Genomic DNA, 18,781 nt, shown 5'->3' on the forward strand with positions numbered 1-18,781 from the left:
TAGCTGGACCATCACTTCAATGGCCCCAGATCAACGCCTCGGTCCATCCCAGTTCGGTAAAATCATCAGCCCGCAAATGCGACTCGCCCACGCAGAAAAACTCGTCCAGTTGCGGCGGCTCGACCAAGGTGCCACTGAGCATTGCGTGCACTTGCCCCCGATGATGGATCTGGTGCTCAAACAGGTGCGACAACAGGCGTAGCCGGCTTTCATGTTGAGGTGTTTCACGGGCAATGGTCACAATCTTGCCCAACTCGGCGTCGCGCATTTGCTCGCAGTAAGCGATCAGCCGCCGATCCACCAGCCCTTGCTCGCGTTTGAGGCTTTCGGCTGTCGTACAGGGCTCGTCCTCCTTGAAAAACACATAGCAATCGAGATGCGGATCATCGCCGCGCAACTCCCGCTCCAGTGCGTCCACGTAGAACCAGTCGCAGGTCAGGATGTGGTTGAGGGTCGCACTGAGGCTGGGAAAAAAACTGACCCGCGGCGCGCTCAGCTCGGCAGGACTCAACTGCCCCCATGCCTTGGCCAGTCGATGGTTGGCCCAGGCGTTCTGATAAGCCATGGTCAGCAAATGGTGGGACAGTGGTTGAGTCATGCTCACGCCTCCCGGCTGTCAGCCTCGGCAAAACGTTGCAACTGCATTTCCTGTAGACGACTGAGCGTACGGCGGAACGGAAACTCCAGATAACCCTCGGTGTACAGCGACTCCATGGGCACTTGGGCTTCGAGATACAGTGGCACTTTGCGGTCGTAGCACTCATCCACCAAGGCAATGAAACGCCGGACACCGTCGTCATGAACCGACAGTTGCGGTAACTCGCGGTCGCCCGCTTCCACCCGCTCAACACCGTCTTCAGTGCCCCGGGCGATGCGTCCGGCGCGTTTTTGTGCGCTGAGGTTCGGCACATCACTCAATAGAATAGCCTTGAAGGTGTCACACAGGACCATGAAATCCATGGCCGCAAAAGGCTGTTCGCACAGGTCCGCGTAACGCGCCCAGAGCACGGTCGGGCTGGCCTGAACCACCTCGAGTGAACGGTAACCGACCTGGATTGGCTCGCTGGAGACTGGCTGACCGGAGCTCAACTGTTTGAACACTTCGCTCAATGCGCCGGGCTGGCCGGGCGTTGCGACCCAGTAGCGCTGCAGGCCCGTGCCCGGGTGCAAGCGATGATCTTGCGCGCCGTCCACGGCAATCACCTGCATGTGCTGCTTGATCGCTTCGATGGCTGGCATGAACCGATCGCGGTTGAAGCCGTCCGCGTACAACTGATCCGGCGGCTGGTTGGAGGTGCAGACCACCACCACGCCCTGTTCGAACATCACCTGGAACAGCCGCCCGAGAATAATCGCGTCACCGATGTCATTGACGAACAGCTCATCGAAGCACAGCACGCGCACTTCCTCGCTCAGTTCGCGGGCGAGTGCTTTCAGCGGGTCGGCGGTGCCACTCAGCTGAAAAGACCGCTGGTGCACCCAACCCATGAAATGATGAAAGTGTTGGCGTCGGGCAGGCACTCGCAGGCTTTGGTAGAACTGATCCATCAACCAGGTCTTGCCCCGCCCCACCGGGCCCCAGAGGTAAACACCGGTGATCGGCGAGCGGCCTTCATGCAAGGCTTCGTAGCATTTCTGCAGCGCCCAGACGGCATGTTCCTGGGCTTCGTCCTGGACAAAACCTTTCTGTTCTATGGCCTGTTGCCAGGCACTGAGGGGGGAGTCTGGATTCATGGGCGGCAGTATGCCATGACCACCCCACCGTTTTTTATCCCGTTGGAAAAGTGTCTTGACGAACTATATTACCGGCATCATATTAAATACATGTTGTTAGACATCTAAAAGATAACCCCCGTCGTTTTTCAGGAGTGCTCCCCATGCATTACAAAGTGTTCGGCCGCAAAATCGGTCTTCGGGTGTCGGAATTGGCGTTAGGCGCCGGTAACTTCGGCACGGGTTGGGGGCACGGCGCAGAACGTGACGAATCCAAACGTATTTTTGATGGTTACCTGGAGGCCGGCGGCAACTTCATCGACACCGCCAACGGGTATCAAGGTGGCCAGTCGGAAGGCATGCTCAGCGAGTTTATTGCGGCGGAACGGGATCACCTGGTCATTGCCACTAAATTCACCCTGGGGACTACACCGTCGGCGGGCATTTCCTACACTGGCAACAACCGCAAGAACATGGTCCGGGCCGTCGAGGAAAGCCTGACCCGCCTGAAAACCGATCACCTTGATCTGTTCTGGGCGCACATGAGCGACGGCGTGACGCCGATGGAAGAAATACTGCGCGGTTTTGATGATCTGGTACGCGCCGGCAAGATTCATTACGCCGGGCTGTCGAACTTCCCGGCGTGGCGCATCGCCCGGGCTGATCTGCTGGCGCAAGTGCGCGGCTTCGCTCCGATCGTCGCCCTCCAGGTCGAATACAGCCTGGCGGAGCGAACCGCCGAACGCGAGCAACTGCCGATGGCCGAAGCACTGGGTCTGGCGGCCACGTTATGGTCGCCACTGGGCGGCGGTTTCCTGACCGGCAAGTACCGCAGCAACGACGGCGACAATCGCGCCGCCAAACTGGGCATGCTGATTCACGCCGAAAAAAGTGCCCGCGAAACCGATCTGCTCGACACCCTGCTGGCCGTTGCCGAAGAGTTGTCGGCGAGCCCGACGCATGTCGCCATTGCCTGGCTGCGGGAAAAAGCGCGGCAATCGACCACTACGTTGATTCCAATCCTGGGGTCACGCACCCGCGAGCAACTGGATGCGACGCTGGGCGCATTGAAGGTGCAACTGAGCGCCGATCAGATGGCGCGGCTGGAGGCTGTCAGTGATGTGCCCAAAGGGGTTCCCCATGAGACGCTGACGGGATCGTTTTCGCGGTTCAGCGGGGAAATTCTGGATCTGCCGAAGATTCCGGTGGCCTGACACCGATCCCCTGGAATTATGTCGGAGCTGCGGGATCTGCGGGATCCATAGGAATTTGTAGTACCTGTAGGAGCTGTCGAGTGAAACGAGGCTGCGATCTTTTGATTTTGTCTTTAAAACAACGTCAAAAGATCGCAGCCTCGTTTCACTCGTCAGCTCCTACACGTTTTCAATCTCCTCCCAACAATGCCAACCAGCCCCTACACCGTCCTACAGGTGTCTTGAGTGTCAGCAGGTTGTTGATCCCTGCCGTTTACCGATCAACCTTATGCCTGGCCGCATACAGACACAGCATCTCCATCGCCAACGTTGCCGCGGCCAGCGATGTGATCTCCGCACTGTCGTAAGCCGGGGCCACCTCAACCACGTCCATTCCCACCAGGTTGATGCCGCGCAAACCACCCAGAATTTCCAGAGCCTGCACCGTGCTCAAGCCACCGCACACCGGCGTCCCTGTGCCCGGCGCAAAGGCCGGGTCGAGGCAATCAATGTCGAACGTCAAGTACACCGGATGATCCCCAACCCGGGCGCGGATCGCTTCGACGATGGCTTCACAGCCGCGGCGATGCACTTGCCGGGCATCCAGCACTTCAAAACCCATGTGATCGTCGTTCGTGGTGCGCAAACCAATCTGCACCGAGCGCGACGGATCGACCAGGCCTTCCTTGGCGGCGTGCCAGAACATGGTGCCGTGGTCGACGCGCTTGCCCTCCTCGTCTGGCCAGGTGTCGCTGTGGGCGTCGAAGTGGATCAACGACAGTGGGCCATGTTTGCGGGCATGGGCCTTGAGCAGCGGATAGGTGATGAAGTGATCGCCCCCAAATGTCAGCATCGCGCTACCGGAACCGAGGATGTGTTCGGCATGGGCCTCGATGCTTTCAGGTATCGAGTGCGGCGAACCGTAATCGAAGTCGCAATCACCGAAGTCGACTACTGCCAAATGATCGAACGGATCGAAGGTCCACGGCCAGTGACGCTCCCAGGCAATCCCGGCAGAGGCGGCACGAATGCCGCGCGGGCCGAAACGCGCACCGGGACGATTACTGGTGGCCGTGTCAAAAGGCACACCGCTCACGGCCACGTCGACACCGCGCAAGTCGCGGCTGTAGCGACGACGCATGAAACTGGTGATGCCGGCGTAGGTACTTTCTGCACAAGTGCCGTAAAGGCTGTCGCGGGTCATGGCCTGATCGTTTTGCACAGGGACGTCCATCTAAGGCTCCTTATTATTGGCGGCTACGGAAATTGGTCCACAAGCGGGTGCGCTGACGCATGTCTTTGAGGCTCATGGTCCGGTCGGCGTAAAGCCGGTCACGCACATCCACCGGTGGGTAGATATCAGGGTCGTTGCGCACCGCTTCATCCACCAATGGCGTCGCCGCCTGGTTGGCGGTGGCGAAGAACAGCGTATTGGTCAGCGCCGCGACGGACTCCGGGCGCAGCATGAATTCGATAAACAGGCGGGCTGCTTCCGGGTGCGGAGCGTCCTTGGGGATCGCCAGGTTGTCCTGCCACACGAGGGTGCCTTCCTTGGGAATCCGGTAGGCGATTTCGTAGGGTTTGTTGGCTTTTCGCGCCTGGTCGGCCGCCATGCTGGCGTCACCGTTGTACGACAGCGCCAGGCAGACGCTGCCGTTGGCCAGATCATTGATCTGCCGTCCGCTGGCCACGTACAGCACCGAAGGCTGCAGTGTGTGCAGCAAGGCCTGCGCCGCGTCGAGATCGGACTTGTCGGTGCTGTAGGGATCTTTACCCAGGTAGTGCAACGCCAGGCCAATCACTTCCTGGGGCGAGTCGATGATCGCGATGCCACAGTCTTTCAATTTGCTGGCGTACTCCGGTTTAAACAGCAGGTCCAGGCTGTTGAGCGGCACGTTCGGCAAGCGCTGCTGTACAGCTTCGACGTTCATCCCAAGCCCCAGCGTGCCCCAGGTGTAGGGAACGCCGTACTGATTGCCAGGGTCGACCGCCGCCAGCTTTTCCAACAGATCCGGATCAAGATTGGCGTAGCCCTTTAGCCCCTCATGAGGAATCACTTTCAACGCTCCGGCCGCGAGTCCGCGCGCCAGTACACTGGAGGACGGCACCACCACGTCATAACCGCTGCCGCCGGTGAGCAGTTTGGTTTCCAGCACTTCCGGCGCGTCGAACGTGTCGTAGCGCACGTGTATGCCGGTTTCTTTTTCGAACCGCTGCAGCGTTTCCGGCGCCACGTAATCCGCCCAACTGTAAAGATTGACGACTTGCTCGTCCGCCTGAGCTGAGGCGGCCATGGCAAGAAGAAGTACCGGTAAACAGCGCTTGAACGTGGGAGCCATGACGAACACCTGACCAGAGGAAGTGGCTGCAGGATGCGACGTCGGATACATTGGCGAAATATCAGGTTTGTTAACCTGACATTATTGCGGAGTAATGTTTAATGCTCGGTCAACTGCATGATCTCGACCTGCACCTGCTGCGACTGTTTGTGCGTGTGGTCGAATGTGGTGGTTTCAGCGCTGCCCAGGGTGATCTGGGCTTGAGCCAGTCAAGCATCAGCCAGCAAATGGCCAAGCTCGAAACCCGGCTTGGGTATCGGTTATGCAGTCGCGGCAAGGGAGGCTTCAAAATCACTCCAAAGGGCGAACAACTGCTCAGTGCGACTCGCGGTCTGTTCGAGTCCATTGAAGCGTTCCGTCACCAATCCAATGGGGTAGCCGGACGTCTGATCGGTGAAGTTCGGCTGGGACTGTCCGAAGCGGTTGATCAGTCGGTTTTGCAAAAAGTGGCAAAGGCGATACGGCGTTTTCGCGAGCGTGACGAATCGGTGCGCATCGAACTGATGACCGCGATGCCGGGCGAAATGGAGCGACTGCTGCTGCAACAGCGACTGGACCTTGCCATCGGCTATTTCTCACTGGCGCAAACCGCGTTTGATTACCGCGAGCTGTTCAGCGAAACCCAGCACCTGTACTGCGCTCCCGGTCACCCGCTGTTCACCGGCGACGCCGACGATCAGGCGCTGGACGCCAGTGATCGCGTGGATCACCCCTATCGCTTCCTGCGCAGCGATGAACCGTTCCAGGGCAAACATTGTTCGGCGCGATCGGAGCAGGTGGAAGGCACCCTCGCCTTCATCCTCTCCGGCAAGCACGTCGGTTACCTGCCGAGTCACTATGCCCGCAGCTGGGAGGACAAGGGACTGCTGCGAACGGTGCGTGAGGGTGAAATGAGTTTCGACGTGGCGTTTCAACTGGCCCGCCACCGCGCCCAGTTACCGGGGGATGCGCAACAGGCGTTTGAAGAGGATTTAGTGGCGGCGTTTGGTTAAGTGTGTGGCGGTTTGCTGCGGCAGGTGTTTTACCTTCGACAGTGAGTTCACCTGTGGCAATGGGTTCACCTATGGCAATGAGTTCACCTGTGGCAATGGGTTTACCTGTGCCAATGGGTTTACCTGTGGCAATGAGTTCACCTGTGGCAATGGGTTTACCTATGGCAATGAGTTCACCTGTGGCAATGGGTTTACCTATGGCAATGAGTTCACCTATGGCAATGAGTTCACCTGTGGCAATGGGTTTACCTGTGGCAATGAGTTCACCTGTGGCGAGGGAGCTTGCTCCCGCTGGGCTGCGAAGCGGCCCCCTGCATTTTTTCAGTAATACCATATTGGCAGGTTTGCGACTGCTGCGCAGCCGAGCGCGAGCAAGCTCGCTCGCCACAGGGATCTGTGTCTGCACTGGGATCTGTGTCTTCATTGGGATCAATGCCTGCGCTGGGAACACGCTCGGAAGTGGAATGCTGAAACGGCTGGTTACTGTTTCTGCAGCTTTCTGGCATCCTGCGCCTCCATTTTCTGACCCGGCCCGCCTGTTGGCACGCATACAACCATGACCGCCTCTGAAAAAGCCCCAGTTGCACGAAACAACGACCTGATTTACGGCCTCAACGACCGCCCGCACCTCACCGCGACCATTTTCGCCGCGCTGCAGCACGTGCTGGCGAGTTTCGTCGGCATCATCACCCCGACCCTGATCATGGGCAGCGCCCTGGGCCTGCAAAGTGAAGTGCCCTACCTGATCAGCATGGCGCTGTTCGTGTCGGGCCTGGGGACGTTCGTCCAAGCGCGGCGTTTCGGGCCTGTGGGTTCGGGGCTTCTGTGCCTGCAAGGCACCAGCTTCTCATTCATCAGCGTGATTCTCAGTACCGGTTTCATGGTCAAGGCCCGTGGAGGCGGCACCGATGAAATTCTCTCGACGATCTTTGGCGTGTGCTTTTTCGCCGCCTTCATTGAAGTCGTGCTGAGCCAGTTCATCGGCAAACTGCGCATGCTCATCACCCCGGTCGTCACCGGCACGATCATCACCCTCATGGGCCTGTCGTTGATCAAGGTCGCAATGACGGATATCGCTGGCGGCTTCGGTGCGGCGGACCTCGGCGGAGCCCATCACCTGGCACTCGCTGCATTGGTGCTGGGCACAATCGTGGTATTGAACCGGGTCGATGTGCCGTTCCTGCGCCTGGGTGCGATTGTCATCGGCCTGACCCTCGGCTATGTCGTGGCCTGGGCGATGGGTGACGTGAGTTTCGACAGCATGCCCGATGTGCCGTTGATGAGCGTACCAGTGCCGTTCAAGTACGGTTTCAACTTCGATTGGGTAGCGTTCGTGCCCGTGGCGGTGATCTTTCTGGTGTCGCCGCTGGAAGCTGCCGGCGATCTGACGGCCAACTCGATGATCTCCCGGCAACCGGTCAAAGGTCCGATCTACATCCGCCGAATCAAGTCCGGCCTGCTTGCAGACGGCCTCAACTCCGCCATGGCGGCCGTGTTCAACAGCATGCCGATGGTCACGTTCGCCCAGAACAATGGTGTGATTCAGCTCACCGGCGTCGCCAGCCGTTACGTGGCATTTTTCATTGCCGGCCTGCTGGTGATTCTGGGTCTGTTCCCGATGATCGGCGCGGTGCTGCAACTGATGCCAAAACCGGTACTGGGCGGCGCGGAACTGGTGATGTTCGGCACCGTCGCGGTGGCCGGGATCAAGATCCTCGCCGAAGCCGGCCTGCATCGGCGCAACATGTTGATCGTGGCGATTTCCCTTGGCATGGGCCTGGGGGTCGCGGCCGTTCCAGAGGTGCTGCGAGAACTGCCGATGGCACTGCACAACATCTTTGAATCGCCGATCACCGTGGGCGCGTTGTGCGCTATCGTGCTGAATATCTTCCTGCCTGAGGAATTCCTCGAACTGGAAGAAGATGATTTCGATCCGGAAGCATCGATCCTGCAGGTCATGGAAAACCCGGATGTGCCCGCCAAAGGTGAACCGGCCACGCCTGCAGCGGTCGCACAGTTGAACCGCTAAACAGCTTGAGGGCTGAGCCGGCGGCGGTTCAGCCCTTTTCTTCATGAGAGCCTGTTTATGCGCAGTATCCACGCCGCCATCCTTTCCTTGCTGTTGCTCTCCCTGAGCGCCTGCGCCCTGTTCCCCAATCGCGATCCGCTGAACATCAATGTCGTCGGCATAGAACCCCTGCAAAGCCAGGACATGGAAGTGCGCTTCGCGGTGAAAATACGCGTGCAGAACCCCAACGAAAGTCCCATCGACTATAACGGCGTAGCGCTGGACCTGGAGGTCAATGGCCAGCCACTGGCGTCGGGCGTCAGCGATCAGTCGGGTTCTATCGCTCGGTTTTCGGAAACTGTGCTGACGGTGCCGGTGAGCGTGTCAGCCTTTTCGGTGCTGCGTCAGACCCTGGGGTTGAGTCAAACCCAGTCGCTGAACAATCTGCCCTATGTGTTGCGCGGCAAACTGGCCGGCGGCTTGTTTGGCACGATGCGATTCGTGGACACTGGCAAACTCAGCCTGCCGGGGACGACATCCGGCACCTGGTAAGTCCAACAAAGGAGCCTCATCCAACATGGAACCCACACCCACGTTCTACACCGAACGTCTCATCCTGCGGCCGCTGGAAATGGCTGACGCCCCGGACATCCAGCAACACTTCGCGCACTGGGAGGTTGTTCGTTATCTCAACGCGTTTGTGCCTTGGCCCTATCCGGCAGACGGCGCCCAGACCTACCTGCGTGACATCGCATTGCCGGCGATTGCCGCGGGAACAGAGTGGCACTGGTCTATTCGCTTGAAATCCGCCCCGGAGCATCTGATCGGGAACATCAGTTTGATGGACGAGCAGGATAACAACCGCGGCTTCTGGCTCGGGCCCCAGTGGCAGGGGCAAGGCTTGATGACCGAAGCCAGCGCCGCCGTGACGGCGTATTGGTTTGAAACCCTGGGTCGCCCGGTGATGCGCGTTCCGAAAGCGGCACCGAACATTGGCTCGCGCAAGCTATCGGAACGTAGCGGGATGCGGTTGATTGACACGGTAACGGGCCGGTTTGTCGGCGGGGAATTTGCGAAGGAGATATGGGAAATCACTCTGGAGGAATGGCTGATGAGCGCTTTAAGACCGCCGGGTGTCGGGCGGTAAACCGAAGACCTTAATTACATCATTGCGCACCCCCTAAATCAGCCCCCCATAAATCTGCATACCGTAAATCTGCACACCGCAAATCTGCACACCATGAATCTGCCCCCCCCCTGTAGGAGCTGTCGAGTGAAACGAGGCTGCGATCTTTTGACCCTGCTTTTAAAGATCAAAAGATCGCAGCCTCGTTTCACTCGACAGCTCCTACAGGGGGGCATCGATACGCCGATACGCTGCGAGTGGTTTACGGGTCGACAGGGCTATGCGGTGAATCGAACGCCAGGTTTTGCCCGCTCATCCACCGTCAACTCGAACACATCCGGGCGCGCGTAGTGCCCGGTGACGTCAAAGTCGTACCGTGCCCTAATCAGGTCATCGGTATCGATCGTCGCGGTGAGCAACCCCGCATCACCCCGTAACGGGCCTGCGAGAATATCCCCCATGGGGCCGACAATGATGCTTCCACCCGAGATCAATGGCCGATCCGCCGGCCAGTTGGCGATGTCCAGCCCCAAGGCTTGAGGCGAATCCTGAACCTGGCAGGCGCTGACCACAAAGCAGCGCCCCTCGTGGGCTATATGACGCATGCTGACCTGCCACATCTCCCGCTCGTCAACGGTCGGTGCACACCAGACTTCCACGCCTTTGGCGTACATCGCGGTGCGTAACAGCGGCATCATGTTTTCCCAGCACACCACCGCGCCGATTCGTCCGACCTGGCTGTCGATCACCGGCAAGGTCGAGCCATCGCCCTTGCCCCAGATCAATCGCTCGGTGCCGGTGGGCATCAATTTGCGGTGCCTTGCGACCAACCCGTCCTTTGGGTCGAAATACAGCGCGGTGCAATACAACGTGCTGGCGACCCGTTCAATCACGCCGATCACCAGATTCGCGCCCGTGCGCGCCGACAAGCCCGCCAGCACCTCCGTTTCGGCGCCGGGCACGTCGATGGCATTGGCGAAGTAGCGGGCAAACGCCTCACGGCCTTCCGGCAGGCGATAGCCCAGTTGCGTGCCGAAACCCTCGCCTTTCGGGTAACCGCCCAGCAAGGCTTCGGGCATGACCACCAGCGCTGCGCCAGCTTCGACGATGGCGTTTTCCCAGGCAAGAATCTGTTCCAGGGTGTCGGCTTTGCCACCGGGCAAAGCGCCGATTTGCAATGCAGCAACGATTGACTTGGGCATGTGGTCTCTCCGAAAGCGGTGGGGTGTTGCTCATTCTCCGGCGTCGCAGGATCATGAATAAAGCCCGACTCACTGCTGAATGATATGAACCCCATGAATATCGCGACTGTCGATCTCAACCTGCTCAAAGTCTTCGAAGCGTTGCATGAAGAATCCAGTGCCAGTCGCGCGGCACTGCGCCTGGGCGTAACGCAATCGGCTGTGAGCGCCGCATTACGCCGGCTGCGCGACGTGTATGGCGACCCCTTGTTCGTCCGCACCGGTCGAGGCTTGGCGCCTACACTCAGGGCCAACCAGTTGAAGCCCGTCATTAGTGATGCGTTGAACAAATGCCGGCAGAGCCTGGCGATGCTCGACCCTGCAGCACATGAGTACGAAGGTCGTTCCGTTGCCATCGGCTTGTCCGATGATTTTGAAATCGCCTACGGTCGACGCCTGATCTCGGACATTGCCCGGTGTGCACCGAAGCTGCGGCTGATTTTCCGTCAGACTCATAGCCAGATCGTCGCGCAGGCCTTGATGGACCGCAGCATCGATCTGGCCATTACTGCCGGCGGATTTGCGGAGCGACTGCTCAGTCGTCAGGTGTTGGGTGAAGGGGATTATGCGTGCCTGGTCGACCCCGCCAGTCTTGCCGAGGGACAGCAAAGCCTCAGCCTTGAGGCGTTCGTCGCCCGAGAGCACATACTGGTGTCGTCGGGCGGCTTTATCGGGATCACGGATGAGGGATTGGCAGCGCTGGGGCTGACTCGTCGGGTGTGCGCTTCCACCACGCACTTTGCGGCGTTGCCCTTTTTGCTCAAAGGCAGTCAGGCGGTGGCGACCATTCCGACGCACGCCGCGCAGAGCATCGCAGCGCTCAGTGGCCTGGCGCTACTGCCCTGCCCTCTGGCGTTGCCGAGTTACCCGATTGAACTGGGCTGGCGCACCAGCACGCAGCTCGATCCGGTTGTGTTGAAAGTGCGTGAGGCGATTGTCGCGAGCTTTTTCAAGACGTATTAACAATCACAGGGGTGTAAACCGAACCCTGTAGGAGCTGCCGCAGGCTGCGATCTTTGATCTTAAAAACAAAGATCAAAAGATCGCAGCCTGCGGCAGCTCCAACAAGGACCGTGTCAGGTTCGGGGTTGTATCAGGCGCGCGTTTACTTGGCAGCCATCAGCCGATTGACTTCGCTGCGCACCATGTTTGCGAATTCAGGAGGCGACATGGCGTCAAGTTCGGAACGGACCCATTCGGACCACTTGCCCTTGCGCTTGGCGCGCTCCCCGAACAACCGTGCTGCCTCGCCCTTGGCTTTGCCCAGGTTGCTTTGCCAAAGGTCGAACAGACGGGATTTTTCATCTTCAAGCGCGGCGCGCTCGGCAAGGGGTTTGTCGGCCAGATTGAAACTCATGGGATTTACCTGCTGCGTAAAATAGGCGACATCTTACACTGTAGTCAGAAATCTCCTGCGCTGGATTTTCCGAAGGATCACGGGTTAGCGCAAAATCCCTGCAACTTTTTCCATTGCAGCAGACTCCATTGTTCACTGCCCATTAATCAGTAAGGAGTACCTCAATGGCTCGGAAAACCGCCGCACAAAATGCCGCAGACCAAATCAAGGATCAAGCCTTCAGCGAGTTGCAGGCGTTGATCGAAGAGTCCGACAAATTGCTCAAAAGCAGCGCATCACTGGTCGGAGAAGAAGCCGAAACCCTTCGCGGGCAAATTGCCCAGAAGCTCCAGCAGGCGATGGATTCGGTGACAAACGTTCGTGACCGGACAAAGCCCGCCGTTGATGCCACCGAAACCTATATCGGTGGTCACCCATGGCAAACCGTGGCGATCTCCGCCGGTTTCGGTCTGGTGGTCGGTTTGTTGCTGGGCCGCCGTTAATAGCATTCAGCCTGTAGTCACACACGCCCCGTAGGAGCTGCAGGCTGCGATCTTTTGACCTGGTGTTTAAAGATCAAAAGATCGCAGCCTCGTTTCACTCGACAGCTCCTACAGGGGATGCAGGCTTGCTCAGCGCTGCATGTTCCGCGTGCTGCCAGATCCACTCAACGAATCAGATCCCCGCCAACGCCCGCAAATCCTTTAACGTCTGCGCGTCCAGTTCGATGCCGCTGGCCATGGATTTCGCCCGCTGATGGTGACGACGATCACCGGGCAGACGCTTGAGCCCCACACCGTGCATCTGCCTTACCAGCTCCTGGCTGCGCTCGGCGAAACTCTGCCCTGCGGCCTTGCTCGGGTCGATCACAATCAACAGTTGCCCGGTCCAGGGCGTCCTGGCCCCTGGATGGTTCGACCAATCGAATTCGAAAGAAAAATTCCCGCCGGTCAGCGCCGCTGCCAACAACTCCACCATCATCGACAACGCCGAACCTTTGTGCCCGCCGAACGGCAGCAACGCCCCGCCCTCCAGAATCGCTTTCGGGTCCTGGGTCGGCTGACCGAGGCTGTCGACCCCCATGCCCGCAGGCAAGCGTTCACCCTTGCGCGCGGCGATCTGCACGTCGCCGTGGGCGATGGCGCTGGTTGCCAGGTCGAAGACAATCGGATCACCGTCGGCACGAGGTGCGGCAAAAGCGATCGGGTTGGTGCCAAACAACGGCCGATCGGCACCGTGCGGCACCACACAGGTCATGCTGTTGACCACGCTCAGCGCCACCAGCCCTTCATAGGCGAAGGGCTCCACGTCAGGCCATAACGCGGCGAAATGATGGGAGTTACGTATGGCCAGCACTGCGATGCCCGCGCTTCGGGCCTTCTCTACCAGCAGTGCTCTCGCAGCCGCAAGCGCCGGCTGGGCGAAACCATTGTCGGCATCGACCCGAACAAACCCCGACGCCACATCTTCCACCACAGGCACCGCCTGACCATTGACCCAGCCGCTTTGCAGCGTCGAAACATAACCTGGAATACGGAACACGCCATGGCTGTGGGCGCCGTCCCGTTCGGCACCGGCACAGTTTTGCGCCAGGGTCTTGGCGACTTCGGTGGAGGTGCCATGACGGACGAAAATCTGTTCGAGCAGCAGAACAAGGGAATCGTAATCGAGCGTTTGTTTGGCCGAACTAACGGCCAACTCAGGCGATGCGGTCATCTGAAGCTCCGGTTTTATTTTTAGAAAAGCGCGACCCGTCGATTAAACGCTTTCATACGGCCTTGCTGTCAAGTTTTGGGCATTCAATCGGTGCTAGCACTATCTACCGCACTCGACATCGTCTGCTGCCCTACGTTTTTCCCTCGACCCCATGACCTGCGATGACTGAGCACTCGCAGCACTTCGAGGAAACACAATGACGACATTATCACTCCCGTACTTTTTCAAGGAGGCAGAACAAGCCTCCACAGCCAAGCAAACGGGCGCCCGAGAAAAAGCCCTCAACTTCTCCCTTGGCGATCTCAAATGGCTTTCGACAGTTCACCTCGCGACCGATACCGCGCGTAAAGACCCTACCTCGCCGATGCTCGTTCATCGCTTGTTGCTGAGGCAACCCGGTGCGACCGACACGCCGCTGGCCGGGGCTTTCGCCATGAGTCGGCCAGACGACGGCGAAGTCGTGCTGTACACCCCGTGGCAAGGCTTGATCAAATTCAAAAAGATGGACGAAGTCAAAAGCAAACTGCTGGAGTGGCTGGGGCAGGAAACCGGCAGGCGGGAGCTGATGCGTTTTCTCTCCATCGAACAACGCAGCGGTTTACCCGCCACGGCAACGACAAGCATCATCACGCAGGCGATTGAGGGCGCAGTGTTTCAGGACCAAAAGACGGTCATCGAACGCAATCAGACGCAGAACCTCAAGAGCATGATGGGCGAACTACGCAAAATGCCCACACTGCAGTCGATGCTGGACGACACCCTCAAGGCCAGCCACATATTACTCAACGGGTTTCCCACCCTGGATCAACGCCTGACTCGCCTGAAAACCTACGTTCGTCAGCGCTCAGCAGTCGCTGGCAGCGACAAGCTACGGGAAATATCGTCACTGTCCCTGAGCCAGGCACTCTTGCATTACCACCTCAAAGAACAATGGCCAACAGGTGACGTCCGAGCGTTCTCCAACCCCGCACTCAGCTTCAGCACCTCCGGCGATAACCAGGCGTGGGAAATCGCGGTAGAAGAGATCGCCAACAGCTTTACGTCACAACTGGAAAACTTGCTGGAAACGTTCTGGAACACCACAACCAGCCTTGAACTGTCGCGCTCGGCATTATTTGCGCAGGGTTTGCGCGACACCTTTTACACGCGCCTTCTACTCAAGCGGCAAGAAGGTATTTTATCAACGCAGGAGTATCAGGCACTGATGGGCGCAAGCCATATGAGTGCCGAGTCCACCTTTCTCGCAAAAACAGTCCGCATTACGACACCGGCCAATCGCTACGCAGACCTGGCGTCTACCCTGATGCTGGGGAGCAGCAGTTCTCGCGGTTTCATTTACACCCAGCACGATGGCATCGAACCCACAAAGGACGTGTCCGCTGTGACGAAGACCCTTCTGGAACGATTGAACAGCGAGACGCATGAAAACGCGCTGCTCAATTTGATGTCGTTGGCCGAGCGCGGCCGATTCATTGCAATGGCGCCGGGTGATCGCGACATTGTCGGGCAACCGATCACCGGTTCGGTGTTTGAACAGTTGATGGAAGACATTATCGGCAAGCAACGCGATAACGTGTCCCATGCATTGAGTCTCTACCGTGACAGCGAAGGCACCCTGGACCCGCACGCCTTGCTCAATCAAGCGTTGGATGTCCGTGGGTTAATCGATGACGGGCTGCTGGCGGTGGACGCTGAAGAACACGTCAATCGACACCCGGGTCCACGCTGGTACGCCCGACCAGCGACCGTGGCTGGCGAGTCCGCCAGCGCACAACTGAAAAAAATCACCCTCGTCAGGAAAACACTTGTTCAACAACTCGATGCACATCCGGTCATCGCGCCAACCATCCGCACGGTGGCCGAAGCAGAAGCCGCCGTGGCGACGTCGATTGCAACGCTCAAATCGAGCTTCACCCAAACGCTGTCGACCGCATTACGCAGTGAACTGGAACTGCGTACCGTCACGCGTACCCTGGGTGCCGCTGAACAGGCGATCATTAAAGCGGTACTTGATAAGCCCGTGCGTTCGCAGCGCGCCAAGCTGAACGGTTTTGTGCCAGATGTATTTTCCCTGGCGTTAAACGTCAGCGACGCTACAGCCCCATTGAAACTGGCCAGTTGTTTTGCATTGACGGAAAAGGGAGGTCTTGATTCGACAAAATCGGGCAAAACCGTACTCTGGACGCCGGCGTCAGGATTTGAAGCATTCAGTGGCTTGACCCTGGCACTGAACGCGCTCGAAAAACGCCTCGGGGACAAGGGTCTTCGCGACACACTCCTGGAAAACCTGGGGGCTAGTGAACGATTGCCAGGCAAGACCTACACCTTGGCGCCGATGCAACTGATCGATACGCACTTTCTTGAACACGTTCAACAAACCTTTGTGCATCTGGACAAAACCCGCGTCGCTGACGCACTCGCCTCACCGCTCCCCGCCGCTGAACGTGCCCAGCTCATGGATCGAGTGGCATTACGTGCTCCGCTGACAGGATTGCATCGCGTCACGCACATAGCGGAGGGTCTGAACACCCTGCAGAAGCTGCCGGCGTGGCTGGGTAAAGCGAGCATCGCAGATCAAAAACTGCATTGCGAACTGCTTCAGCAATACCTCAATAATGTCACTGACGACCAGGACTACCTGTCCGGTATCAGCTCGCTACAACACACCGCACGTCAACACTTGCAAAAACAACTCAAGGCAGACACTTACGACGTCGATCCGGACGATATAGAGATCCGAATCAATGACGCCAAGACCGCCCAGGTCATCAGCCAAACCCTGACCAGGTTCGCATTGATCCACTTCACCGACCTGGACAATACCCGTTTCAAACTGGTGTCGCTGACCTCAACCGCGATTCCCGCCGGAATGAACGAGCAGTACATAAAAGATCTGATAAAAAACCTGAAACTTGGCGAGCATCAGCAAAAAGTAGTGAAGGAGGCGTTTGCGCAAACCCAGGCGGATTCGGCGGATCGCCGCAAGCGGTTTTACACGCAAGTGCCTTGGCAGCTGATGCACTGCGCACACGAACAAAAACTGCAAGGAAAACTCAGTCAAACCGGATTTGGGCTGATCCAGCAGATCGCGGACCTGCCAGATGCTATTGCCCGTGCGGCAGTCGAGGGCGCCCATGCAATCATTCGCCCTCTGGAACTTGTCGGTGTTGAAGACGCCCCGGCGATGGCCGTGCCGGGTGTCTATCTGATCGGGTCTTCAATTGATAAAGCCGCAACGCAAATACTCATCGCGCCTCACAGCGGTGGACACGGCATAAAGGAATACCAAAACGAGGCACAGCTAATCACCGATCTGAAATCTGGCGGTGGGCTGCTCGATTGGGTGTTGATGAACCTGCTGCCGTCTCATCGAGTGCTGCTCGAAAAAGAAATGGCGAACACCGGCAAGCGCCTTGCCGACGTCACCCTGGCGTACAACCCGATCAAGGGGCACTTGTTTAAACAGCTATTCAACGAAACGGTTGATGTGTTGACCCGATTGCTCGGTTTCCAGGCAGATGACAAAAAGCAACGTGAATGGGAAAACATCAAGCACGTGCTGGGCGAAGATCTGCAAGCCGCCTTTAGCTTCTTTGCGGGAAAGCTGGCCTACCCGCTCACCGTCTGGCACAGCTATCAGCACATCAAGCAATCCGCCGAAGATCTGCAGTTGCATAAATGGGGGCCGGCATTAAAAGAGTTCATCAATGGCATGGCCCAGCTCGCCATGTTGCGCGATTCACAAGACGCTCAAACGACACCGTCTTCGGCGCCAGAAGTGGCTGCATCAACACCTTCAACGACGCCGTTCAAGTGGCAAGACATCAACGTCACTGCGCGCGAACGCACGCGCTTGAGCATCCATGAAAGCATCGACATCGACTTGGGTTCGCTGACACACGACGTCAAGCTTGGGCTTTATGAGCATCCTTCAACTAAAAAACATTACTGCCCTGCGCAAGGAAAAGTGTATCCCGTCACACAGCATGGCACGCGCTGGAGAATCGGCGGCGATAAAAAGCGAGGACCTTATTTAAACCGGAACGCGTCCAGTCAATGGACAGTGGACAGTGGACAGGAAAATATCCCATCCGCGCTTCAGCATTTTCGATCAGTTAAAAACCACGTTTGCCGTATGGGACGGGATGAATGTCGATGCTCACGGAATGTCCCAGATCCGGATGCTGTTTCCGAAAAAGGCGAGCCAGATAACCGAGGCGCTGGACCTGGCCACGACCTACGCCTGGAACAGCTTTCGCAATCTGCAAATGCTGAAGAATGCTGACGACACCGTCACCCCGGTGCATCAGCTGATCATGGATTTCATGGGTGTCACAACCGTCCAGCCCGAACACGTCGAGCAGCTTGAAACAGCGGTGAACAAGGTATTTGCAGCCCTGTTGGATCCCACACTCACGAAGGCAACCTCCAGCCGATTTGTGATTGGCAGGGTCGTCACAGGCGCAGCAAATACTTTTGCATTTACGGTCCCGTCTGACACCAAGCAGAAAATTTACCTGGTAGAAAGATTCTTCAAGCCGGCGTACGACGTTTACCAGCCTTATCTGAGCAACCCCGATTTCCCGGTCGACACCCATGCCCGGGCAGCGACGCTTTTACATGAGCTTGCGCACATTGCGCTGGATGCGCAGGACATCGCTTACCTGGATTCCGGCAGACCTTTTGTCGACCTTATTGAAACATCCAGTCCAATGGCCGTCGGGCTGAAGGAAGAATTAAGCAAACTTCAGGACACCGCGCTCTCGATCAAGACGCCCTACACTGAACTGTTCACTCTGTACGATCCTGTTACCGGTGAGCACGATAACCTGGGTGATACGTTTGAAGAAGATACGGGTGACGTAAAAAAGCGGGTACTGACCTTGACCAAGGCAGAAAACCTGAGCGGCGCTCGTACTCAATTCAAGAAAAATCCACTGATCAGGCTGAAGGTACTGCTTGCCAACGCAGACAGCGTAGCCTGGCTAATCACCCGATTGGGACGTCTATTGCACGTTAGCACCCCGTGACTCATTAAATTCTTGCGAGTTTGATGGGTAATTGCCATGACGGTTGTTCTCGCAGGGTGAACTCAAAGGTTAGAATGTGGGAAATCA

General features: G+C 57.9%; 17 protein-coding genes and 1 pseudogene. 9 read left to right on the top strand and 9 right to left on the bottom strand.

What is annotated here, in order from left to right; genetic code table 11:
- Positions 1-16 precede the first annotated feature (16 nt).
- Together ACA063_RS15090 and zapE are read right to left on the bottom strand one after the other, a co-directional pair.
- Positions 17-598, bottom strand: coding sequence for a DinB family protein (locus ACA063_RS15090; protein WP_497662275.1), 582 nt, complete (start codon positions 596-598; stop codon positions 17-19).
- A 2-nt stretch (positions 599-600) separates the two neighbouring features.
- Positions 601-1,734: a cell division protein ZapE gene (gene zapE, locus ACA063_RS15095; protein WP_497662276.1), complete on the bottom strand. Its 1,134-nt coding sequence runs from the start codon at positions 1,732-1,734 to the stop codon at positions 601-603.
- 143 nt (positions 1,735-1,877) lie between these two features.
- Between zapE and ACA063_RS15100 the strand changes: the two genes are divergently transcribed.
- Positions 1,878-2,927, top strand: coding sequence for an aldo/keto reductase (locus ACA063_RS15100; RefSeq protein WP_497662277.1), 1,050 nt, complete (start codon positions 1,878-1,880; stop codon positions 2,925-2,927).
- Positions 2,928-3,180: 253 nt separating this feature from the next.
- Here the strand turns inward: ACA063_RS15100 and speB are convergent, their stop codons facing one another.
- Positions 3,181-4,140: an agmatinase gene (gene speB / locus ACA063_RS15105; protein ID WP_497662278.1), complete on the bottom strand. Its 960-nt coding sequence runs from the start codon at positions 4,138-4,140 to the stop codon at positions 3,181-3,183.
- Between the two features lie 13 nt (positions 4,141-4,153).
- Positions 4,154-5,245: a polyamine ABC transporter substrate-binding protein gene (locus ACA063_RS15110; RefSeq protein WP_497662279.1), complete on the bottom strand. Its 1,092-nt coding sequence runs from the start codon at positions 5,243-5,245 to the stop codon at positions 4,154-4,156.
- A 101-nt stretch (positions 5,246-5,346) separates the two neighbouring features.
- Here ACA063_RS15110 and ACA063_RS15115 point away from each other — a divergent pair, with 101 nt between their 5' ends.
- The 4 genes from ACA063_RS15115 (at position 5,347) to ACA063_RS15130 (ending at position 9,392) form a co-directional block, all read left to right on the top strand.
- Positions 5,347-6,237 carry a LysR family transcriptional regulator gene (locus ACA063_RS15115; RefSeq protein WP_497662280.1) on the top strand — a complete coding sequence of 297 codons (891 nt, stop codon included), beginning with the start codon at positions 5,347-5,349 and terminating at the stop codon, positions 6,235-6,237.
- A 556-nt stretch (positions 6,238-6,793) separates the two neighbouring features.
- Positions 6,794-8,266 carry a nucleobase:cation symporter-2 family protein gene (locus tag ACA063_RS15120; RefSeq protein WP_497662281.1) on the top strand — a complete coding sequence of 491 codons (1,473 nt, stop codon included), beginning with the start codon at positions 6,794-6,796 and terminating at the stop codon, positions 8,264-8,266.
- Between the two features lie 57 nt (positions 8,267-8,323).
- On the top strand, positions 8,324-8,797 hold the full coding sequence (locus ACA063_RS15125) for an LEA/WHy family protein (RefSeq protein WP_497662282.1): 474 nt from the start codon (positions 8,324-8,326) through the stop codon (positions 8,795-8,797).
- 25 nt (positions 8,798-8,822) lie between these two features.
- Positions 8,823-9,392: a GNAT family N-acetyltransferase gene (locus ACA063_RS15130; RefSeq protein ID WP_497662283.1), complete on the top strand. Its 570-nt coding sequence runs from the start codon at positions 8,823-8,825 to the stop codon at positions 9,390-9,392.
- A gap of 19 nt (positions 9,393-9,411) precedes the next feature.
- Here ACA063_RS15130 and ACA063_RS15135 read toward each other — a convergent pair.
- Both ACA063_RS15135 and ACA063_RS15140 read right to left on the bottom strand, forming a co-directional pair.
- Positions 9,412-9,477: pseudogene (locus ACA063_RS15135) on the bottom strand (pentapeptide repeat-containing protein); the annotation flags it as partial.
- Positions 9,478-9,649: 172 nt separating this feature from the next.
- A complete protein-coding gene (locus ACA063_RS15140; protein WP_497662284.1) occupies positions 9,650-10,573 on the bottom strand; it encodes a carbon-nitrogen hydrolase family protein in 924 nt (307 codons plus the stop codon).
- Positions 10,574-10,657: 84 nt separating this feature from the next.
- Between ACA063_RS15140 and ACA063_RS15145 the strand changes: the two genes are divergently transcribed.
- On the top strand, positions 10,658-11,575 hold the full coding sequence (locus tag ACA063_RS15145; protein WP_497662285.1) for a LysR family transcriptional regulator: 918 nt from the start codon (positions 10,658-10,660) through the stop codon (positions 11,573-11,575).
- A 142-nt stretch (positions 11,576-11,717) separates the two neighbouring features.
- Here ACA063_RS15145 and ACA063_RS15150 read toward each other — a convergent pair whose 3' ends face one another.
- The gene (locus ACA063_RS15150; protein ID WP_162438149.1) at positions 11,718-11,969 is read right to left on the bottom strand and encodes a hypothetical protein; all 252 of its coding nucleotides are present in this window, start codon (positions 11,967-11,969) and stop codon (positions 11,718-11,720) included.
- A 164-nt stretch (positions 11,970-12,133) separates the two neighbouring features.
- Here ACA063_RS15150 and ACA063_RS15155 point away from each other — a divergent pair, with 164 nt between their 5' ends.
- Positions 12,134-12,451 carry an ElaB/YgaM/YqjD family protein gene (locus ACA063_RS15155; protein WP_162438148.1) on the top strand — a complete coding sequence of 106 codons (318 nt, stop codon included), beginning with the start codon at positions 12,134-12,136 and terminating at the stop codon, positions 12,449-12,451.
- A gap of 172 nt (positions 12,452-12,623) precedes the next feature.
- Here the strand turns inward: ACA063_RS15155 and ACA063_RS15160 are convergent, their stop codons facing one another.
- The gene (locus tag ACA063_RS15160) at positions 12,624-13,664 is read right to left on the bottom strand and encodes an Ldh family oxidoreductase (RefSeq protein WP_497662286.1); all 1,041 of its coding nucleotides are present in this window, start codon (positions 13,662-13,664) and stop codon (positions 12,624-12,626) included.
- Positions 13,665-13,872: 208 nt separating this feature from the next.
- Positions 13,873-14,253: a hypothetical protein gene (locus ACA063_RS15165; protein WP_497662287.1), complete on the bottom strand. Its 381-nt coding sequence runs from the start codon at positions 14,251-14,253 to the stop codon at positions 13,873-13,875.
- Between the two features lie 318 nt (positions 14,254-14,571).
- On the opposite strand from ACA063_RS15165, the gene ACA063_RS15170 reads away from it, so the two are divergent.
- Together ACA063_RS15170 and ACA063_RS15175 are read left to right on the top strand one after the other, a co-directional pair.
- Entirely contained in the window at positions 14,572-17,949 is a 3,378-nt protein-coding gene (locus tag ACA063_RS15170) for a dermonecrotic toxin domain-containing protein (RefSeq protein ID WP_497662288.1), read from the top strand.
- Positions 17,831-18,694 carry a M35 family metalloendopeptidase gene (locus tag ACA063_RS15175; protein WP_497662289.1) on the top strand — a complete coding sequence of 288 codons (864 nt, stop codon included), beginning with the start codon at positions 17,831-17,833 and terminating at the stop codon, positions 18,692-18,694. The genes ACA063_RS15170 and ACA063_RS15175 overlap by 119 nt, the downstream gene beginning before the upstream one ends.
- Positions 18,695-18,781 lie beyond the last annotated feature (87 nt).

The sequence above is a fragment of the Pseudomonas sp. LBUM1643 genome (assembly GCF_059716215.1).

Bases quoted from the DNA above. Each gene is read 5' to 3' on its own strand.
- ACA063_RS15090 (WP_497662275.1), bottom strand. From the start codon at position 598: ATGACTCAACCACTGTCCCACCATTTGCTGACCATGGCTTATCAGAAC.
- zapE (WP_497662276.1), bottom strand. From the start codon at position 1,734: ATGAATCCAGACTCCCCCCTCAGTGCCTGGCAACAGGCCATAGAACAG.
- ACA063_RS15100 (WP_497662277.1), top strand. From the start codon at position 1,878: ATGCATTACAAAGTGTTCGGCCGCAAAATCGGTCTTCGGGTGTCGGAA.
- speB (WP_497662278.1), bottom strand. From the start codon at position 4,140: ATGGACGTCCCTGTGCAAAACGATCAGGCCATGACCCGCGACAGCCTT.
- ACA063_RS15110 (WP_497662279.1), bottom strand. From the start codon at position 5,245: ATGGCTCCCACGTTCAAGCGCTGTTTACCGGTACTTCTTCTTGCCATG.
- ACA063_RS15115 (WP_497662280.1), top strand. From the start codon at position 5,347: ATGCTCGGTCAACTGCATGATCTCGACCTGCACCTGCTGCGACTGTTT.
- ACA063_RS15120 (WP_497662281.1), top strand. From the start codon at position 6,794: ATGACCGCCTCTGAAAAAGCCCCAGTTGCACGAAACAACGACCTGATT.
- ACA063_RS15125 (WP_497662282.1), top strand. From the start codon at position 8,324: ATGCGCAGTATCCACGCCGCCATCCTTTCCTTGCTGTTGCTCTCCCTG.
- ACA063_RS15130 (WP_497662283.1), top strand. From the start codon at position 8,823: ATGGAACCCACACCCACGTTCTACACCGAACGTCTCATCCTGCGGCCG.
- ACA063_RS15140 (WP_497662284.1), bottom strand. From the start codon at position 10,573: ATGCCCAAGTCAATCGTTGCTGCATTGCAAATCGGCGCTTTGCCCGGT.
- ACA063_RS15145 (WP_497662285.1), top strand. From the start codon at position 10,658: ATGAACCCCATGAATATCGCGACTGTCGATCTCAACCTGCTCAAAGTC.
- ACA063_RS15150 (WP_162438149.1), bottom strand. From the start codon at position 11,969: ATGAGTTTCAATCTGGCCGACAAACCCCTTGCCGAGCGCGCCGCGCTT.
- ACA063_RS15155 (WP_162438148.1), top strand. From the start codon at position 12,134: ATGGCTCGGAAAACCGCCGCACAAAATGCCGCAGACCAAATCAAGGAT.
- ACA063_RS15160 (WP_497662286.1), bottom strand. From the start codon at position 13,664: ATGACCGCATCGCCTGAGTTGGCCGTTAGTTCGGCCAAACAAACGCTC.
- ACA063_RS15175 (WP_497662289.1), top strand. From the start codon at position 17,831: ATGTCCCAGATCCGGATGCTGTTTCCGAAAAAGGCGAGCCAGATAACC.